The organism is Amycolatopsis endophytica (assembly GCF_013410405.1).
GTDB classification, from domain to species: domain Bacteria; phylum Actinomycetota; class Actinomycetes; order Mycobacteriales; family Pseudonocardiaceae; genus Amycolatopsis_E; species Amycolatopsis_E endophytica.
Genome location: NZ_JACCFK010000002.1, coordinates 1852092 through 1867269, shown reverse-complemented (window position 1 = coordinate 1867269; position 15178 = coordinate 1852092). Strand labels below are relative to the sequence as shown.

Sequence of the window (15178 nt, the reverse complement as noted above, 5' to 3'; positions counted from 1 at the left end):
TGCGGAATCGTGCGCGTCCCCGGTACGGGGGAGGCAGTGTCAGAGTGTTCACCGTTGCCCGCGTCGGAACGCAGTGTGTCGATTGCGCCCGGCGCGGGCCGGTGCATCACCCGGATGTGCAATCTGACCGTGACAGCCAGTCGATCCGGCCGAAACACGAACTCAGAATTCGAAGACCCCGGCGGACTCGGCGGCCGCCGCGCACTTGTTGCCGAAGGTGTGGGTGTAGACCACCGGCTTGCCGCGCCAGTGGCCCTGGGCGGTGGCCGTGGTCGGGCTGTAGATCATCGGGCACACCGTGGCCTCGGCGGGCAGGCGGTCGAAATCGCCGTCCACAGTGGTCAGTGCGGCGCAGGCCTTCGCCTTGCCGGGATGGTCGCCGCCTGCCGGATGGCAGTCCAGGGTCACGGTGCTGACCCGGCCCGTGCTGTCCTGGAGCGCCAGCGCCAGGCTCGCGGCGGGCGGGTGTGCCGGGGGCGCGGCCAGGGCCAGTACCGACGCCGCGGCGGGAAGGAGGGCGGAAAGTGGCATATCGGGGCTATCGGCTGAACGGCGGAAAAACTGTGTTACCTGTCCGGGTGATCGTCGGCGAGGTCGTGGGCGAGTAGCGCGAGGTAGAGCGACAGCATCGATTCAGGGTTCTCCAGTGGCACGCCGAGCACCTGCTCGATGCGTGCGAGCTGCTGGTAGTATGCGGTCCGCGAGGTGTGCGCCGCCGCCGCGGCCGCCGACTTGTTGCCGCCGTGCTCGCAGTAGTGCCGCAGGGCCTGGACCAGCCGGGTACCCGACGCGGCGTCCCGGGACAGCAGCGGGCCCAGCTCGCGGTCGGCGAACGCCCGCACCCGCTCGTCGTCGGCGAGCAGGTGCAGCAGCCCGCGCAGACGCACGTCCCGCAGCCGGTGCACCTCCCGGTCGGTGCCCGACCTCAGCGCGGCGGCGGCGACGTGCCCCGCCTCGACGAGGCTGCGGCGGGCCTCGGCGGCGGACTCGACGGTCGTGCCGACGGCGAGCACCACGGGCACCGACGTCGGCCGCGTGCGCAGCTCGGCGGACAGGCGGTGCAGCACGGCGTCCACGTTCGCCTGCGGGGACAGCGACAACAGCGCCCGCACACTGACGTCGTCGACGACCGCGGCGAGCGCGGACACCTTCGCGCGCCGGGCGGCCAGCGAGACGGTCTCGGCGAGGTCGCGCAGCACGACCGGCGCGGAGGCCGAGGACCGGTGCGACTCGGTCATCCGCGGCCGGATCGCGACACCGACCAGCCGGCCGCACAACGCGGCTCCGAGGGCGGCGGCGCGGGCCAGCAGCTCGGCGGACGGGGCGGGCGAGGTCAGCAGCTCGGTGAGGACCGCGCGGTGCGCCTGCCGTTCCAGGCTGTCGGCCTCGCGCGCGACCAGCCGGTGCACCGCCAGCGCGGACGCGGCCCGCTCGGTGACCACCACGTGCCGGTCCGGTGGCGGTTCGTCGCACACGACCACCAGCCGCCCCCAGTCGTGCCCGCGCGCACCCACGACGGTGACCAGCCAGCCGGCCTCGGCGTGGTAGCCGGTGCGCTCGCCCAGGTGCACCGTCCGGGACCGGGCGGGCCAGCCGGTGAGCAGCTCGCCCGGATCGGCTCCGGCGCAGTCGTAGGCCACCACCTCGTGCGCGAGTGTTTCCAGCACGACCGGCTGCTCGGTCATGCGCGCGACCTCCCGCAGCACCTCGGACGGCCCCGCGCCGGCCACCGTCAGCTGCGTGAACACCTGGTGCACGTGCTCGGCGGCGCGCAGTTCGGCGACCTGGGCATCGACGATCAGGCCGTTGACCGCCTCGGTGACCGCGACATAGCGCGTCTCACGCGACAGGGTGATCAGTGGTAGTTCGTGGCGGGCGGCGGCGTCGACCAGAGCCCGCGGCAGGGCTTCGCTCCAGTGCCGGACCAACTCGACCACCAGCCCCGCGACCCCGGCCTCGGTGAGCCCGTCGACGTACTCGGTGAGCTGCCCGGCATCGTCCGGCAGCGCGATCCCGGTGGTCAGGACCAGCTCGCCGCCCTTGAGCAGGTGCCCGATGTCGGCGACCTCGGCGACGTGCACCCAGCGGACCCGCGTGTCCAGCCGCTGCCCGCCCGCGACGACCTTCGGGCGCCCGCGCCGCAGCACCGGCAGGGCCAGCACGTCCGTCACCGTCGGGTACAAGCGGCACCTCCTCCCGAAATGCAGACTGTACGGCTGATCCGGCCATTGGGTACATGTTGTGTGTGGTGGCGGGGCGCGGCGGCCGCCGAGACTGGCGGGCATGAGCGAATCGGAGCTGCTCGCCCGGCACCGGGCGGTCCTGCCGGACTGGCTGGCCCTGTACTACGACGAGCCCATCGAGATCGTGCGCGCGCGGGGACGGCGGGTCACCGATTCCGCCGGTGTCACCTACCTGGATTTCTTCGCCGGCATCCTCACCAACGCGATCGGGTACGACATCGCGGAGATCTCCGACGCCATCCGGTCACAGGTCGATTCCGGCGTCCTGCACACCTCGACGCTGTACCTGATCCGCAAGCAGGTCGAGCTGGCCGAGCAGATCGCGCAGCTGTCCGGGATCCCCGACGCCAAGGTGTTCCTCACCAACTCCGGTACCGAGGCCAACGAGACCGCGCTGATGCTGGCCACCCAGTACCGCCGCTCCCACCAGGTGCTGGCGATGCGCAACTCCTACCACGGACGCGCCTTCGCGACGATCGGCATCACCGGCAACCGCGGCTGGTCGGCCAGTGCGTTGTCGCCGGTCAAGGTCAGTTACGTGCACGGCGGCTACCGCTACCGCGACGCGTTCCGCGGGTTGTCCGACGCCGACTACGTCCGCGCCTGCGCCGACGATCTGCGTGATGTCCTGCAGACGACCACGTCGGGTGATGTGGCCGCCCTGATCGCCGAGCCGATCCAGGGGGTCGGCGGGTTCAACGTTCCGCCGGACGGGTTGTTCGCGGCCTTCAAGGAAGTTCTCGACTCCTACGGGATCCTGCTGATCTCCGACGAGGTCCAGACCGGGTGGGGCCGCACCGGCGAGCACTTCTGGGGCATCCAGGCGCACGGCGTGACGCCGGACGCGATGACGTTCGCCAAGGGACTCGGCAACGGCCTGGCGATCGGTGGCCTGGTCGCCCGCGGCGAGCTGATGGACGCGATCAGCGCCAACTCGATCTCGACCTTCGGCGGCAACCCGGTCTCCACCGCGGGCGCCAAGGCGACACTGGACTACCTGCTCAGCCACGACCTGCAGGGCAACGCGGCGAAGCAGGGCACGCGGCTGCTCACCGGTCTGCGCGACCTCGCCGAGGGCAACGATATCGTCGGTGATGTGCGTGGCAAGGGCCTGATGATCGGTGTCGAGTTCGTCGAGCCGGACGGTGCGCCGAGCCCGGAGGCCGCGCGGCTGCTCCTGGAGGAGACGCGTGCGCGCGGTCTGCTGGTCGGCAAGGGCGGGCTGCACAACAACGTGATCCGGCTGGCGCCACCGATGACGCTGACCGACGAGGAAACCGGCGAGGGGCTCGACATCCTGCGGGAGTCGGTCGCCGCGGTGCGGGAGGGGCGGAAGTGACACAGCGGATCAGCCACTGGATCGACGGCAAACCGTGGGCTGGGGTCGCGGACCGGACCGGGGAGGTGTTCGACCCCGCCACCGGCGAAGTCCGCGGGCACGTGGACTTCGCCGGTGACGGGCAGGTGGACGAGGCCGTCGCGGCGGCCGCACGCGCGTTCCCCGGCTGGCGGGACACCTCGCTCGCGGCGCGCTCGCGGGTGCTGTTCGCCTTCCGCGAGCTGCTCACCGAACGCAAGAACGAGCTGGCCGAGATCATCACCGCCGAGCACGGCAAGGTGCTCTCGGACGCGGCGGGCGAGGTCGCGCGCGGCATCGAGAACGTCGAGTACGCGTGCGGCGCGCCGCAGATGCTCAAGGGCGGGTTCAGCGAGAACGCTTCCCGCGGTGTCGACGTCTACTCGATCGCGCAGCCGCTGGGCGTGGTCGGCGTGATCGCACCGTTCAACTTCCCCGCGATGGTGCCGCTGTGGTTCGTGCCCAACGCGATCGCGTGCGGCAACACCGTGGTGCTCAAGCCGAGCGAGAAGGACCCGTCGGCGTCGCTGTTGCTCGCCGAGTTGTTCGCCGAGGCCGGGCTGCCCGACGGCGTGCTCAACGTGCTGCACGGTGACAAGGTCGCGGTCGATGGGCTGCTCGCGCACCGGGACGTGAAGGCGATCTCGTTCGTCGGCTCGACACCGGTCGCGCGTTACGTCTACGAGAACGGCACGCGGCACGGCAAGCGCGTGCAGGCGCTGGGCGGGGCGAAGAACCACATGGTCGTGCTGCCCGACGCCGATCTCGACCTCGCCGCCGACGCCGCGGTGTCGGCCGGGTTCGGCTCGGCGGGGGAGCGGTGCATGGCGGTGTCCGTCGTCGTGGCGGTCGATCCCATCGGCGACGAACTCGTGGCCAAGATCGCCTCCCGCATGGGCGGTCTGACGGTCGGCGACGGACGTTCGCCGGAGTCGGAGATGGGACCGCTGGTCACGGCGGCGCACCGGGACCGCGTCGCGTCCTATGTGGACGCCGGGGTGTCCGAGGGCGCGTCGCTGGTGGTGGACGGGCGTTCGCCGGAGGTCCGGGGAGGTGGTTTCTGGCTCGGCCCCACACTGTTCGACCGGGTGCGGACGGACATGTCCCTCTACACCGACGAGATCTTCGGCCCCGTGCTGTCGGTCGTGCGCGCGGGCAGCTACGACGACGCGCTGGCACTGGTGAACGCCAGCCCCTACGGCAACGGCACGGCGATCTTCACCAACGACGGCCGCGCCGCGCGCCGGTTCCAGAACGAGGTCGAGGTCGGCATGGTCGGGCTCAACGTGCCCATCCCGGTGCCCGTCGGGTACTACTCCTTCGGCGGCTGGAAGGACTCCCTCTTCGGCGACAGCCACGCCTACGGACCGGAGGGCTTCCACTTCTTCACCCGCACGAAGGCCATCACGTCACGGTGGCCGGACCCGTCGCAGGGCGGGGTGAACCTGGGCTTCCCGCGCAACTCGTGATCCGGCCCCTTCCCGACCTGGGCGCGCCCGCCGTCCGCCTTCCGTAAACTCGGGGTGAGATACCCGCCCGGAGTGTTCGGAGGTGAGGCGTGCCCAGCTCGGAGGACCGTCGTTTCGAGGTTCTGCGCGCCATCGTCGCGGACTACGTGTCGAGCCAGGAGCCGGTGGGTTCGAAGGCGCTCGTCGACCGGCACAGCCTCGGCGTTTCCAGCGCGACGGTGCGCAACGACATGGCGGTGCTGGAGGAGGAGGGGTACATCACCCAGCCGCACACCAGCGCCGGCCGCATCCCCACCGACAAGGGGTACCGGCTCTTCGTCGACAAGCTCTCCGAGATCAAGCCGCTGACGCAGGCCGAGCGGCGTGCCATCACCAGCTTCCTCGACGGGGCGCTCGACCTCGACGATGTCCTGCGCCGGTCGGTGCGGCTGCTCGCGCAGCTGACGCGGCAGGTCGCGGTCATCCAGTATCCGACGATGTCGAACTCGTCGCTGCGGCATCTGGAAGTGGTTCCGCTCACACCGGCGCGCCTGATGCTGGTGATCATCACTGACTCCGGGCGGGTCGATCAGCGTACCGTCGACCTCGGCGACGTGATGACCGAGGAGAACGTCGGCCGCATCCGCGAGATGCTCAACACAGCGCTGGCGGGCAGGCGCCTCACCGACGCGGCCACCCGCGTCACCGAACTGCCCGACCAGGCGCCCGGCGAGCTGCGGGACGCGGTCATCCGGATCTGCACGCTGCTGGTCGAGCACCTCGTGGAGCACCCGGAGGAACGCCTGGTCCTGGGCGGGACGGCGAACCTCACCCGCAGCGTCGCCGACTTCCCCGGATCGCTGCGCCAGGTGCTGGAGGCGCTCGAGGAACAGGTCGTGGTGCTCAAGCTGCTCGCCGCCGCGCGCAACCCCGGTGCGGTCACCGTCCGCATCGGTGAAGAGAATGAGGACGAGCAGATGCGCAGCACCTCGGTGGTGTCGATCGGGTACGGCAAGAACGACATGCTGCTCGGCGGGATGGGTGTGGTCGGTCCGACGCGGATGGACTACCCCGGCACGATCGCCGCGGTGCGCGCGGTGGCCAACTACGTGGGGCAGATCCTGGCCGGCGGCTGACCCGCCGCGGCCAAGGTGCAGTGCTTTTCTAGGAGGACGGTTCAGAAGGTGGCCAGGGACTACTACGGCATCCTCGGGGTGCCCAAGAACGCGAGTGATCAGGAGATCAAGCGCGCCTACCGCAAGCTCGCCCGCGAGCTGCACCCCGACGTCAACCCGTCCGAGGACGCCCAGCACAAGTTCAGCGAGGTCACGTCGGCCTACGAGGTCCTGTCCGACCCGCAGAAGCGCAAGATCGTCGACCTCGGGGGCGACCCGATGGACGGTGGCGCCCGCGGTGGCGGTGGCGGCGATCCGTTCGGCGGTTTCGGCGGCCTCGGCGACATCATGGACGCCTTCTTCGGCGCGGCCAGCGGCGGCGGGCGCGGACGCGGCCCGCGCAGCCGGGTCCAGCCGGGGTCGGACGCGCTCATCCGGATCAGCCTGAGCCTGGAGGAGTGCGCGACGGGCGTCGACAAGGACATCACCGTCGACACGGCGATCCTGTGCGACCAGTGCCAGGGCGGTGGCACCGCTCCCGGCGGTTCGGTCAAGACCTGCGACACCTGCCACGGCCAGGGCGAGATCCAGTCGGTGCAGCGGTCGTTCCTCGGGCAGGTCGTCACCGCGCGGCCGTGCCCGGTCTGCCGCGGTCTCGGCGAGGTCATCACCGACCCGTGCCGCCAGTGCGGTGGCGACGGCCGCGTGCGCGCCCGGCGGTCGGTGACCGCCAAGGTCCCGGCCGGGGTCGGCGACGGGATGCGGATCCGGTTGTCGGCGCAGGGTGAGGTCGGCCCCGGCGGTGGCCCGGCGGGTGACCTCTACATCGAGGTCGACGAGGAACCGCACGAGGTGTTCGTCCGCGAGGGCCACGACCTGCACTGCAACCTGCGCATCCCGATGACCTCCGCCGCGCTCGGCGCCACGGTGCCGCTGGAGACGCTGGTCGACGGCGAGTACGAGCTCACGGTCGACCCGGGCACGCAGCCGGCCACCGAGCTGGTGCTGGCGGGGATGGGCATGCCGCGGCTGCGGTCGTCCGGTCGCGTCGACGGGCGGGGTGACCTGCACGTCCACGTCGACGTCACGGTGCCGACCAAGATCGACGAAACCCAGCGCGAGCTGCTGGCCCAGCTGGCCCAGCTGCGTGGCGAGGAGTCCGGGGTGACGTCGAACGGGCGCCACCAGGGCGGGCTGTTCTCGAAGCTGCGCGCCAAGAGCCACAAGTAATGCCGTCCACGACGCCGCCGGTGTTCCTCGTCGAGGAGCTGCCGGCGGGACCGCACGTCGTGCTGGGCGGTGAGGAGGCCCGGCACGCGGCGACCGTCCGGCGCATGCGGGCGGGGGAGCGGCTGGTGGTCTCCGACGGGCGGGGCTCCGCGGCGGAGTGTCTGATCGAGGTGGTGCGGCCGGGCCGGGAGCCGGTGCTGGACCTGGCGGTGTCGCAGCGCTGGAGCGAGCCGGAGCCGTCGCCACGGGTCGTCGTGGCGCAGGCGCTGGCCAAGGGTGACCGGGGCGAACTCGCGGTGGAGCTGGCGACCGAGGCCGGCGCGGACGAGATTCTGCCGTGGCGTGCCGAGCGCAGCGTCGTGCGCTGGGAGGAGGGCCCGAGGGGCGCGAAGGCGCTGGCCCGCTGGCAGAACACGGCGCGGGCCGCGGCGAAACAGGCCCGGCGCGCGTGGGTGCCGCCGGTGCGTGAGCCGGTGACGACGGCACAGCTGGCGGACGCGGTGTCCGGTGCCGCGTGCGCCCTTGTCCTGGAAGGCAGCGCGGCGCGGCGGCTGACCGAGCTGGAGCTGCCGTCCTCGGGTGATGTGCTCCTGGTGGTGGGTCCGGAGGGCGGCATCACCGACGGCGAGCTCACCGCGCTCGGCGCGGCCGGGGCCGTGGGTGTCCGGCTGGGGCCGACCGTCCTGCGGACGTCCACGGCGGCCGCGGTGGCGCTGGGCGCGCTGGGGGCGTTGACCGCTCGCTGGTGATCCGCGTCGGTCACGCGCTGTTGCCACCGAAGCGGGCGAATCCGGTTGCCGGTCCTGGCGCGCGGTCGCGCTGGAACTCGCACCACAACGCGCGTTTCACCGCATTCGCGTACCGGCCGTCTTCGAAACCTGGAAAAAGTTGGGTGTCGACTGTGGCGCGTGAGGCACCGCACCCATTACCCTGACCACCACGACACCTGGGGTTGGCCTCGGGTGCCCGAAGCCCCGCCGGACACCTCCCCCCTCGGTCCGGCGGAGCCGCGGAGGCGGTGGAGCGACCCCCAGGCTCCACCGCCCCGCGGCATCTCACGGAGTTTTCCGTTTTCCCTGTGGCACCAGGCATGTCGCCGCACCGGACGACAGCGATAGGGTTCGCGCATGAGCGATGCGGAGACGTTGTTCGAGCGGATTGTCGCGGGCGAGATTCCGAGCGACAAGGTGTACGAAACTGAAAATACTTTCGCGTTTCGCGATATCCAGCCGCAGGCGCGCGTGCACGTGCTCGTTGTGCCGAAGAAGCGTTACCGCAATGTCGCGGAGCTGGCGGCCGCCGATCCGCAACTGCTCGCGGACGTGATGAGCACCGCGGCCAAGGTCGCCGAACTCGAGGGCATCACCGAATCCGGCTACCGCGTGGTCTTCAACACGGACAGTGACGCCGGGCAGACCGTCTTCCACGTGCACGCGCACGTCCTGGGTGGCGAACAACTCGGGTACTTCGGGCGACTCGCGAAGTAACCGCCTGCGCGCGCCCCGCCCGTTTCGCTAGCATCGTGGGGTAAGCAGCAGCAAGCGAGCAGCGGAGACGCAGAAGGCAGGCCCGAGGACACTTGGCCGGAACCGCACAGGGTGGAGCCGCCCGATCGGACGTTCCCGACGGCGCCGGGGGCGTCACTGAGACCAACGGAACCGCACACGGCACGCGCAGTGCCCAGTCCCGGTTCCCCATTCCGGACGGCGCGGTGCTCACGCTGCTCGGGTCCCGCGACGAGAACCTGCGGGTCGCCGAGGAGCTGCTGGCCGCCGACGTGCACGTACGGGGCAACGAGGTCACCCTCACCGGGGAGCCCGCCGACGTCGCGTTCGGTGAGCGCGTGTTCGCCGAGCTGGTGGCGCTCGCCGGGCGCGGCCAGCAGGTCGGCCCGGACACCGTGCGCCGCACCGTGGGCATGCTCTCGGCGGGCGGCTCGGAGTCGCCGGCCGAAGTGCTCAGCCTGGACATCCTGTCCCGGCGCGGCCGCACGATCCGCCCCAAGACACTGAACCAGAAGCGCTACGTCGACGCCATCGACAAGTACACGGTCGTCTTCGGCATCGGCCCGGCGGGCACCGGCAAGACGTACCTGGCGATGGCGAAGGCCGTGCAGGCGCTGCAGGCCAAGCAGATCACCCGGATCATCCTCACCCGGCCCGCGGTCGAGGCGGGGGAGCGCCTGGGCTTCCTGCCGGGCACGCTGTCCGAGAAGATCGACCCGTACCTGCGGCCGCTCTACGACGCGCTGCACGACATGGTCGACCCGGACTCGATCCCGCGGCTGATCCAGGCGGGCACCATCGAGATCGCGCCGCTGGCCTACATGCGCGGCCGCACGCTCAACGACGCGTTCATCATCCTCGACGAGGCGCAGAACACCACGCCCGAGCAGATGAAGATGTTCCTCACCCGGCTCGGGTTCGGCTCGAAGATCGTGGTGACCGGGGACATCACCCAGGTCGACCTCCCGACCGGGCAGAAGTCGGGCCTGCGAGTGGTGCGTGAGATCCTGGAAGGCGTGGAAGACTTGCATTTCGCCACGCTCACCAGCTCCGACGTGGTGCGCCACCGGCTGGTCGGGAACATCGTGGACGCCTACGAGAAGTGGCAGGCCGAGCAGGACACGCAGCCGGGCAACGGCTGGCGGGGCCGACGCTGAGCCATGACGATCGAGATCGCGAACGAGTCCGGTGTCGCGGTGGACGAGACGTCGATCGTCTCGGCCGCGCGCTTCGCGCTGGACCGCATGGAGGTCAGCCCGCTCGCCGAGCTGTCGGTGGTGCTGGTGACCCTGGACGTCATGTCCGACCTGCACGAACGCTGGATGGACCTGCCGGGGCCCACCGACGTCATGGCCTTCCCGATGGACGAGCTGGACGCCGCCCGCCGTCCCGACGCGGGTGACCCGTCGCCCGCGCTGCTCGGCGACATCGTGCTGTGCCCGGGTTTCGCCAGGGACCAGGCACGCACGGCCGGTCACTCCCTGATCGACGAGCTGCACCTGCTGACCGTGCACGGCGTCCTGCACCTGCTCGGCTACGACCACGCCGAGCCCGCCGAGGAACGCGAGATGTTCGGTCTGCAGAAGCGGATCCTGGCCGACTTCAAGGTCGCGGTGGCCGACGCCCAGCGCAGCGCAGCGCAGCGGACCACCGACGATCGCCTGCTGGGGGCTGCCGGCCTGGACACCCCCGCCGACACCGAGGAGTGAGGGACGGCCGATGGCGAGTTCGGCCGCTCTGCTGGTGATCGCCGTGGCGCTGGTGCTGCTCGGCGGGGTGCTCGCGGCCGCCGACGCGGCGGTCAGCAGCGTGTCGAAGGCCCGCGCCGAGGGCATGGTGCGCATGGGCCGTCCCGGCGCCCGCCAGCTGTCCACGGTGATCGACGAACGACGACGGCACATCAACCTGCTGGTGCTGCTGCGGCTGGGCTGCGAGCTGACCGCGACGGTGCTGGTCACCGTGGTGTTCCTGCGCTGGATCGAGCCGCAGGGGCTCGCGCTGGTGGTCACCGCCCTGGTGATGCTGCTGGTCAGCTATGTCCTCATCGGGGTCGGGCCGCGCACGATCGGCCGCCAGCACCCCTACCGGGTCGGCACCGTCGTGGCCTGGCCGGTGCGGGTGCTCGGCTCGGTCCTCGGCCCGCTGTCCCGGCTGCTGATCATCATCGGTAACGCCATCACCCCCGGCCAAGGTTTCCGCGAAGGCCCGTTCACCACGGAAATCGAGCTGCGCGAGCTGGTCGACCTCGCCGAGGAACGCGGCGTGGTGGAACCCGGCGAGCGGCAGATGATCCACTCGGTGTTCGAGCTGGGCGACACCGTGGCGCGCGAGGTGATGGTGCCGCGCACCGAGATCATCTGGATCGAGCAGACCAAGAGCGTGCGGCAGGCTCTGGCGCTGTCGCTGCGCACCGGGTTCACCCGGCTGCCGGTGATCGACGAGTCGGTCGACGACATCGTCGGTGTGATCAACATCAAGGACCTGGTGCGCGCGCAGCTCGAAGCGGGTGAAGCGCGCGCGGTGTCGGAGCTGATGTACCCGGCGAGTTTCGTGCCCGATTCCAAGCGGCTGGACGAACTGCTCCGCGAGATGCAGGTGTCGCACAACCACCTCGCGATCGCGGTCGACGAGTACGGCGGCACCGCCGGGCTGCTCACCATCGAGGACATCCTGGAGGAGATCGTCGGCGAGATCACCGACGAGTCCGACCTGGAGGAACGCCCGCCGGTCGAGCACCTCGACGACCGCACGGTGCGGGTGTCCGCGCGTCTGGGCGTCGGCGACCTGGGCGAGCTGTTCGGGCTGGAACTGGAAGACCACGACGTGGAGACCGTCGGCGGGCTGCTCGCGCAGCGGCTCGGGCGGGTCCCGCTGCCCGGCGCCGAGGCCGAGATCGACGGTCTGCGGTTGCACGCCGAGGGCGGCAAGGACCGCCGCGGCCGGATGCGGATCTCGACCGTCGTGGTGCAGGCGGAAAGCGACGAGCTGGCCGGACGTAGGGTGCGTACCAGCAACGGTGACCACGACGAGGCCGACAGGAGTGTGGACCATGCCTGAGCTGGACCCCGAGGACGAGAAGATCGTCATCCTCGCCCGATCCGCGCGGGCGCGCATCCAGGCCGCCGAGGGCGCCGCGGTGCGCGACACCGATGGCCGCACCTACGCGGCCACCACCATCGACCTGCCCTCGTTCAAGATCACCGCGATCCAGGCCGCCATCGCGGCGGCCGTGTCGAGCGGCGCGGAGGGACTGGAGGCGGCCGCGATCGTCACCGCCGACCCGTTCGTCTCCGAGGCGTCCGTGAACGCGGTGCGGGACCTGGCGAAGACGGCGCCGATCCTGCGCGCCGACCCGTCGGGCACCGTCCAGGAAGTCCTGTGACGCACCGGTCCGGTTTCGCCTGTTTCGTCGGCCGTCCCAACGCCGGCAAGTCGACCCTGACCAACGCGCTGGTCGGCAGCAAGGTCGCGATCACCTCCAGCAAACCGCAGACCACGCGCCACGCCATCCGGGGCATCGTCCACCGCGACGACGCGCAACTGGTCATCGTGGACACCCCGGGGGTGCACAAACCGCGCACGCTGCTCGGGCAGCGGCTCAACGACGTCGTGCGCGAGACGTGGTCCGAAGTGGACGTCGTCGGGTTCTGCGTGCCCGCCGACGAAAAGGTGGGGCCCGGTGACCGCTACATCGCCGACGAACTGCGCAAGGTCGCCAAGCGCACGCCGGTCGTCGGGATCGTCACCAAGACCGACCTCGTCCGGCCCGAGCAGATCGCCGCGCAGCTGCTGGCGCTGCAGGAGGTCATGGAGTTCGAGGAGCTGATCCCGGTGTCCGCCGTGGACGGCTTCCAGGTCAAGCAGCTGGAGGACCTGCTCGTCGCCCGCCTGCCGGAGGGCCCGCAGCTCTACCCGGACGGCGACCTCACCGACGAACCCGAGCAGACGCTGGTGGCGGAGCTGATCCGCGAGGCCGCGCTCGAAGGCGTGCGCGACGAACTGCCGCACTCCATCGCGGTGACCGTCGAGGAGATGCTGGCGCGCGAGGACAAGCGCGACCTGCTCGACATCTACGCGACCGTCTACGTCGAGCGGCCCAGCCAGAAGGGCATCATCCTGGGCCACCAGGGCGAGCGCATGAAGACCGTCGGGGCGCAGGCGCGGCAGCAGATCCAGAAGCTGCTCGGCACGAAGGTCTACCTCAACCTGCACGTGAAGGTCGCCAAGGACTGGCAGCGCGACCCGAAGCAGCTGCGCCGCCTGGGTTTCTGACCGATCGGAACTCGTCGCCGGATGACCGGGTACGCTGCCGCGTCGACGTGATCCACTCGAGGGGGACTCCAGTGACCAATCCCTACGGCCAGCAGCCCGGGCAGTACCCGCAGCAGCCATACGGGCAGCCTTCGGGCGGTTTCCAGCAGCCGTACGGCCAGTACCCGCAGACGCCCGGCTACGGCGCGCCCCAGGGATACCCGGCACAACCGCCGTACGGCCAGCCCCAGTACGGCCAGCCCCAGTACGGCCCGATCCCGCCCCTGCCGGGGCAGGCGCACATCGTGGTGCCCGGTTCGCAGATCCAGTTCCCGCACACACCACCGCTCGTGCTGGCCACGATGGGCAGCCGGTTCCTGGCGCGGGTCGTGGACGGGCTGATCATCGGTGTTCCGCTGACGATCCTGATCGTGATCCTGCAGTTCGCGATCATCGCGGGCGACCCCAGCTCGTGGTGGATCTTCATCCTGTTCCTGCCGCTGACGTCGCTGTCGGTCCTGGTCTACGAGGGCACGATGCTGGCCACGCGCGGCGCGACGGTGGGCAAGAACGTCGCCGGGATCCGCGTCGTCACCGAGCAGTCGGCCGGGCAGCCCGGCGGCGGTATCGGGGGCGGGCCGGCGTTCACGCGCCTGGCCACGATGGTGCTGCCGGGGCTGATCCCGTGTATCGGCGGGCTGGTCGAGCTGCTGGTGATCCTGTCGCCGTTCTTCGACGAGCAGGCGCGCCAGGGCTGGCACGACAAGGCCGCGAAGACTTACGCGATCTCGACGAAGGCGATGTACTGAGGTCATGACGGTGCGGCGGTCGTGGCGGAGCGTGCGGGTCACGCCCGCCGTGGCTGCCGCCGGTGCGGGCGCCGCCGTGGCGCTGGGCACCGGTGTGCTGCGGATCCCGTGCTGGTTCCACGCCCTGACCGGGTTGGACTGTCCGTTCTGTGGTGGCAGCCGGGCCGTGGGGGCGCTGCTGCACGGCGATGTGGGTGCGGCGCTGTCGTTCAACGCGTTCGCCCTGGTCGTGCTGCTGCCGCTCGCCGTGGTCACGCTGGTCGCGGCGGTGCGGTGGGAGGCCGGCCGCGCGCGGCGGTGGTGGTCCGACGGTGCTCTCGGGTGGCGGCTCACCCTGGCTGTCGCCGGGTTGCTGGTGGTCTGGTGGGTGGTGCGGAACGTGCCGTTCGCGCCGTTCACCGGTCTGTCCGCCTACGCGTGAGACCATGGAGACGTGAGTCTTTATCGCGACACCGGTGTGGTGCTGCGGGTCCACAAGCTGGGCGAGGCGGACCGCATCATCACCTTCCTGACACGGCGGTACGGCAAAGTCCGCGCCGTCGCCAAGGGGGTGCGCCGCACGACGTCGCGGTTCGGGGCGCGGCTGGAGCCGTTCGGGCACGTCGACGCGCAGTTCTACACCGGCCGCACGCTCGACGTGATCACCCAGGTCCAGACGGTCGACGCGTTCGCGTTGCCGCTGGTGGGGGACTACCAGCGCTACACGGCGGCCAGCGCGATCGCGGAGACCGCCGACCGGCTCACCGTCGAGGAGGGCGAGCCGGCGATGCGGCTGTACCTGCTGGTCGTGGGCGCGCTGCGGGCGCTGGCCGACGGGCAGCGGGACTCCTCGCTGGTGCTCGACGCGTTCCTGCTGCGGGCGATGGCCTTCGCCGGCTGGGCGCCGGCGATCACCGAATGCGCCCGCTGTGGCCTTCCCGGTCCGCACACCGCGTTCAACGTGCAGGCGGGCGGTCTGCTGTGCGGCAACTGCCGGGTTCCCGGCTCGGTGAACCCGGCGCCGGAGGTCCTGGTGCTGCTGGAGTCGCTCCTGCACGGTGACTGGGACATCGCGGAGGCATCGGTGCCCGGCACGCGCCGTGACGCGAGCGGGATCGTGGCCGCTCACCTGCAGTGGCACCTCGAACGGCAGCTGAAGTCGTTGCCGCTCGTCGAGAGGCGTGCCAGGGAGCTCCAGGCGGGCAAGTAGGGTCGAAGCCGCAACCCGAGGCAGTGGGAGG

Annotated in this window: 16 protein-coding genes; 14 read left to right on the top strand and 2 right to left on the bottom strand. The window is 71.0% G+C overall.

The features are described 5' to 3' along the window. Positions 1–162: 162 nt before the first annotated feature. Together HNR02_RS34235 and HNR02_RS34230 are read right to left on the bottom strand one after the other, a co-directional pair. On the bottom strand, positions 163–531 hold the full coding sequence (locus HNR02_RS34235) for an SSI family serine proteinase inhibitor (protein WP_179777728.1): 369 nt from the start codon (positions 529–531) through the stop codon (positions 163–165). Positions 532–566: 35 nt separating this feature from the next. Next, a complete protein-coding gene (locus HNR02_RS34230; protein WP_179777727.1) occupies positions 567–2183 on the bottom strand; it encodes a PucR family transcriptional regulator in 1617 nt (538 codons plus the stop codon). A 100-nt stretch (positions 2184–2283) separates the two neighbouring features. On the opposite strand from HNR02_RS34230, the gene HNR02_RS34225 reads away from it, so the two are divergent. From HNR02_RS34225 to recO, 14 genes are all read left to right on the top strand, one after another. Then, positions 2284–3582, top strand: coding sequence for an aspartate aminotransferase family protein (locus tag HNR02_RS34225; RefSeq protein WP_179777726.1), 1299 nt, complete (start codon positions 2284–2286; stop codon positions 3580–3582). Further along, the gene (locus HNR02_RS34220) at positions 3579–5069 is read left to right on the top strand and encodes a CoA-acylating methylmalonate-semialdehyde dehydrogenase (RefSeq protein WP_179777725.1); all 1491 of its coding nucleotides are present in this window, start codon (positions 3579–3581) and stop codon (positions 5067–5069) included. Before HNR02_RS34225 ends, HNR02_RS34220 begins: the two co-directional genes overlap by 4 nt. Before the next feature lie 89 nt (positions 5070–5158). After that, the gene (gene hrcA, locus HNR02_RS34215) at positions 5159–6184 is read left to right on the top strand and encodes a heat-inducible transcriptional repressor HrcA (RefSeq protein ID WP_179777724.1); all 1026 of its coding nucleotides are present in this window, start codon (positions 5159–5161) and stop codon (positions 6182–6184) included. A 48-nt stretch (positions 6185–6232) separates the two neighbouring features. Continuing rightward, positions 6233–7393, top strand: coding sequence for a molecular chaperone DnaJ (gene dnaJ / locus HNR02_RS34210; protein ID WP_179777723.1), 1161 nt, complete (start codon positions 6233–6235; stop codon positions 7391–7393). Continuing rightward, entirely contained in the window at positions 7393–8142 is a 750-nt protein-coding gene (locus HNR02_RS34205; RefSeq protein WP_179777722.1) for a 16S rRNA (uracil(1498)-N(3))-methyltransferase, read from the top strand. Before dnaJ ends, HNR02_RS34205 begins: the two co-directional genes overlap by 1 nt. A gap of 378 nt (positions 8143–8520) precedes the next feature. Beyond that, positions 8521–8880: a histidine triad nucleotide-binding protein gene (locus tag HNR02_RS34200; RefSeq protein ID WP_179777721.1), complete on the top strand. Its 360-nt coding sequence runs from the start codon at positions 8521–8523 to the stop codon at positions 8878–8880. A 92-nt stretch (positions 8881–8972) separates the two neighbouring features. Next, positions 8973–10055 carry a PhoH family protein gene (locus tag HNR02_RS34195; protein ID WP_179777720.1) on the top strand — a complete coding sequence of 361 codons (1083 nt, stop codon included), beginning with the start codon at positions 8973–8975 and terminating at the stop codon, positions 10053–10055. A 3-nt stretch (positions 10056–10058) separates the two neighbouring features. Next, a complete protein-coding gene (gene ybeY, locus HNR02_RS34190) occupies positions 10059–10607 on the top strand; it encodes an rRNA maturation RNase YbeY (protein ID WP_179777719.1) in 549 nt (182 codons plus the stop codon). Positions 10608–10617: 10 nt separating this feature from the next. Beyond that, a complete protein-coding gene (locus HNR02_RS34185; protein ID WP_179777718.1) occupies positions 10618–11955 on the top strand; it encodes a hemolysin family protein in 1338 nt (445 codons plus the stop codon). Continuing rightward, positions 11948–12280: a cytidine deaminase-like protein gene (locus HNR02_RS34180; protein ID WP_179777717.1), complete on the top strand. Its 333-nt coding sequence runs from the start codon at positions 11948–11950 to the stop codon at positions 12278–12280. The genes HNR02_RS34185 and HNR02_RS34180 overlap by 8 nt, the downstream gene beginning before the upstream one ends. Continuing rightward, the gene (gene era / locus HNR02_RS34175) at positions 12277–13170 is read left to right on the top strand and encodes a GTPase Era (protein ID WP_179777716.1); all 894 of its coding nucleotides are present in this window, start codon (positions 12277–12279) and stop codon (positions 13168–13170) included. The genes HNR02_RS34180 and era overlap by 4 nt, the downstream gene beginning before the upstream one ends. A 71-nt stretch (positions 13171–13241) precedes the next feature. After that, complete coding sequence (locus HNR02_RS36680) at positions 13242–13958, top strand: RDD family protein (protein ID WP_179777715.1); 717 nt, start codon at positions 13242–13244, stop codon at positions 13956–13958. Positions 13959–13962: 4 nt separating this feature from the next. Continuing rightward, on the top strand, positions 13963–14379 hold the full coding sequence (locus HNR02_RS34165) for a DUF2752 domain-containing protein (RefSeq protein ID WP_179777714.1): 417 nt from the start codon (positions 13963–13965) through the stop codon (positions 14377–14379). Positions 14380–14391: 12 nt separating this feature from the next. After that, positions 14392–15147, top strand: a complete 756-nt coding sequence (recO, locus tag HNR02_RS34160) for a DNA repair protein RecO (RefSeq protein ID WP_179777713.1) — start codon at positions 14392–14394, stop codon at positions 15145–15147. The last annotated feature ends 31 nt before the right edge of the window (positions 15148–15178 follow it).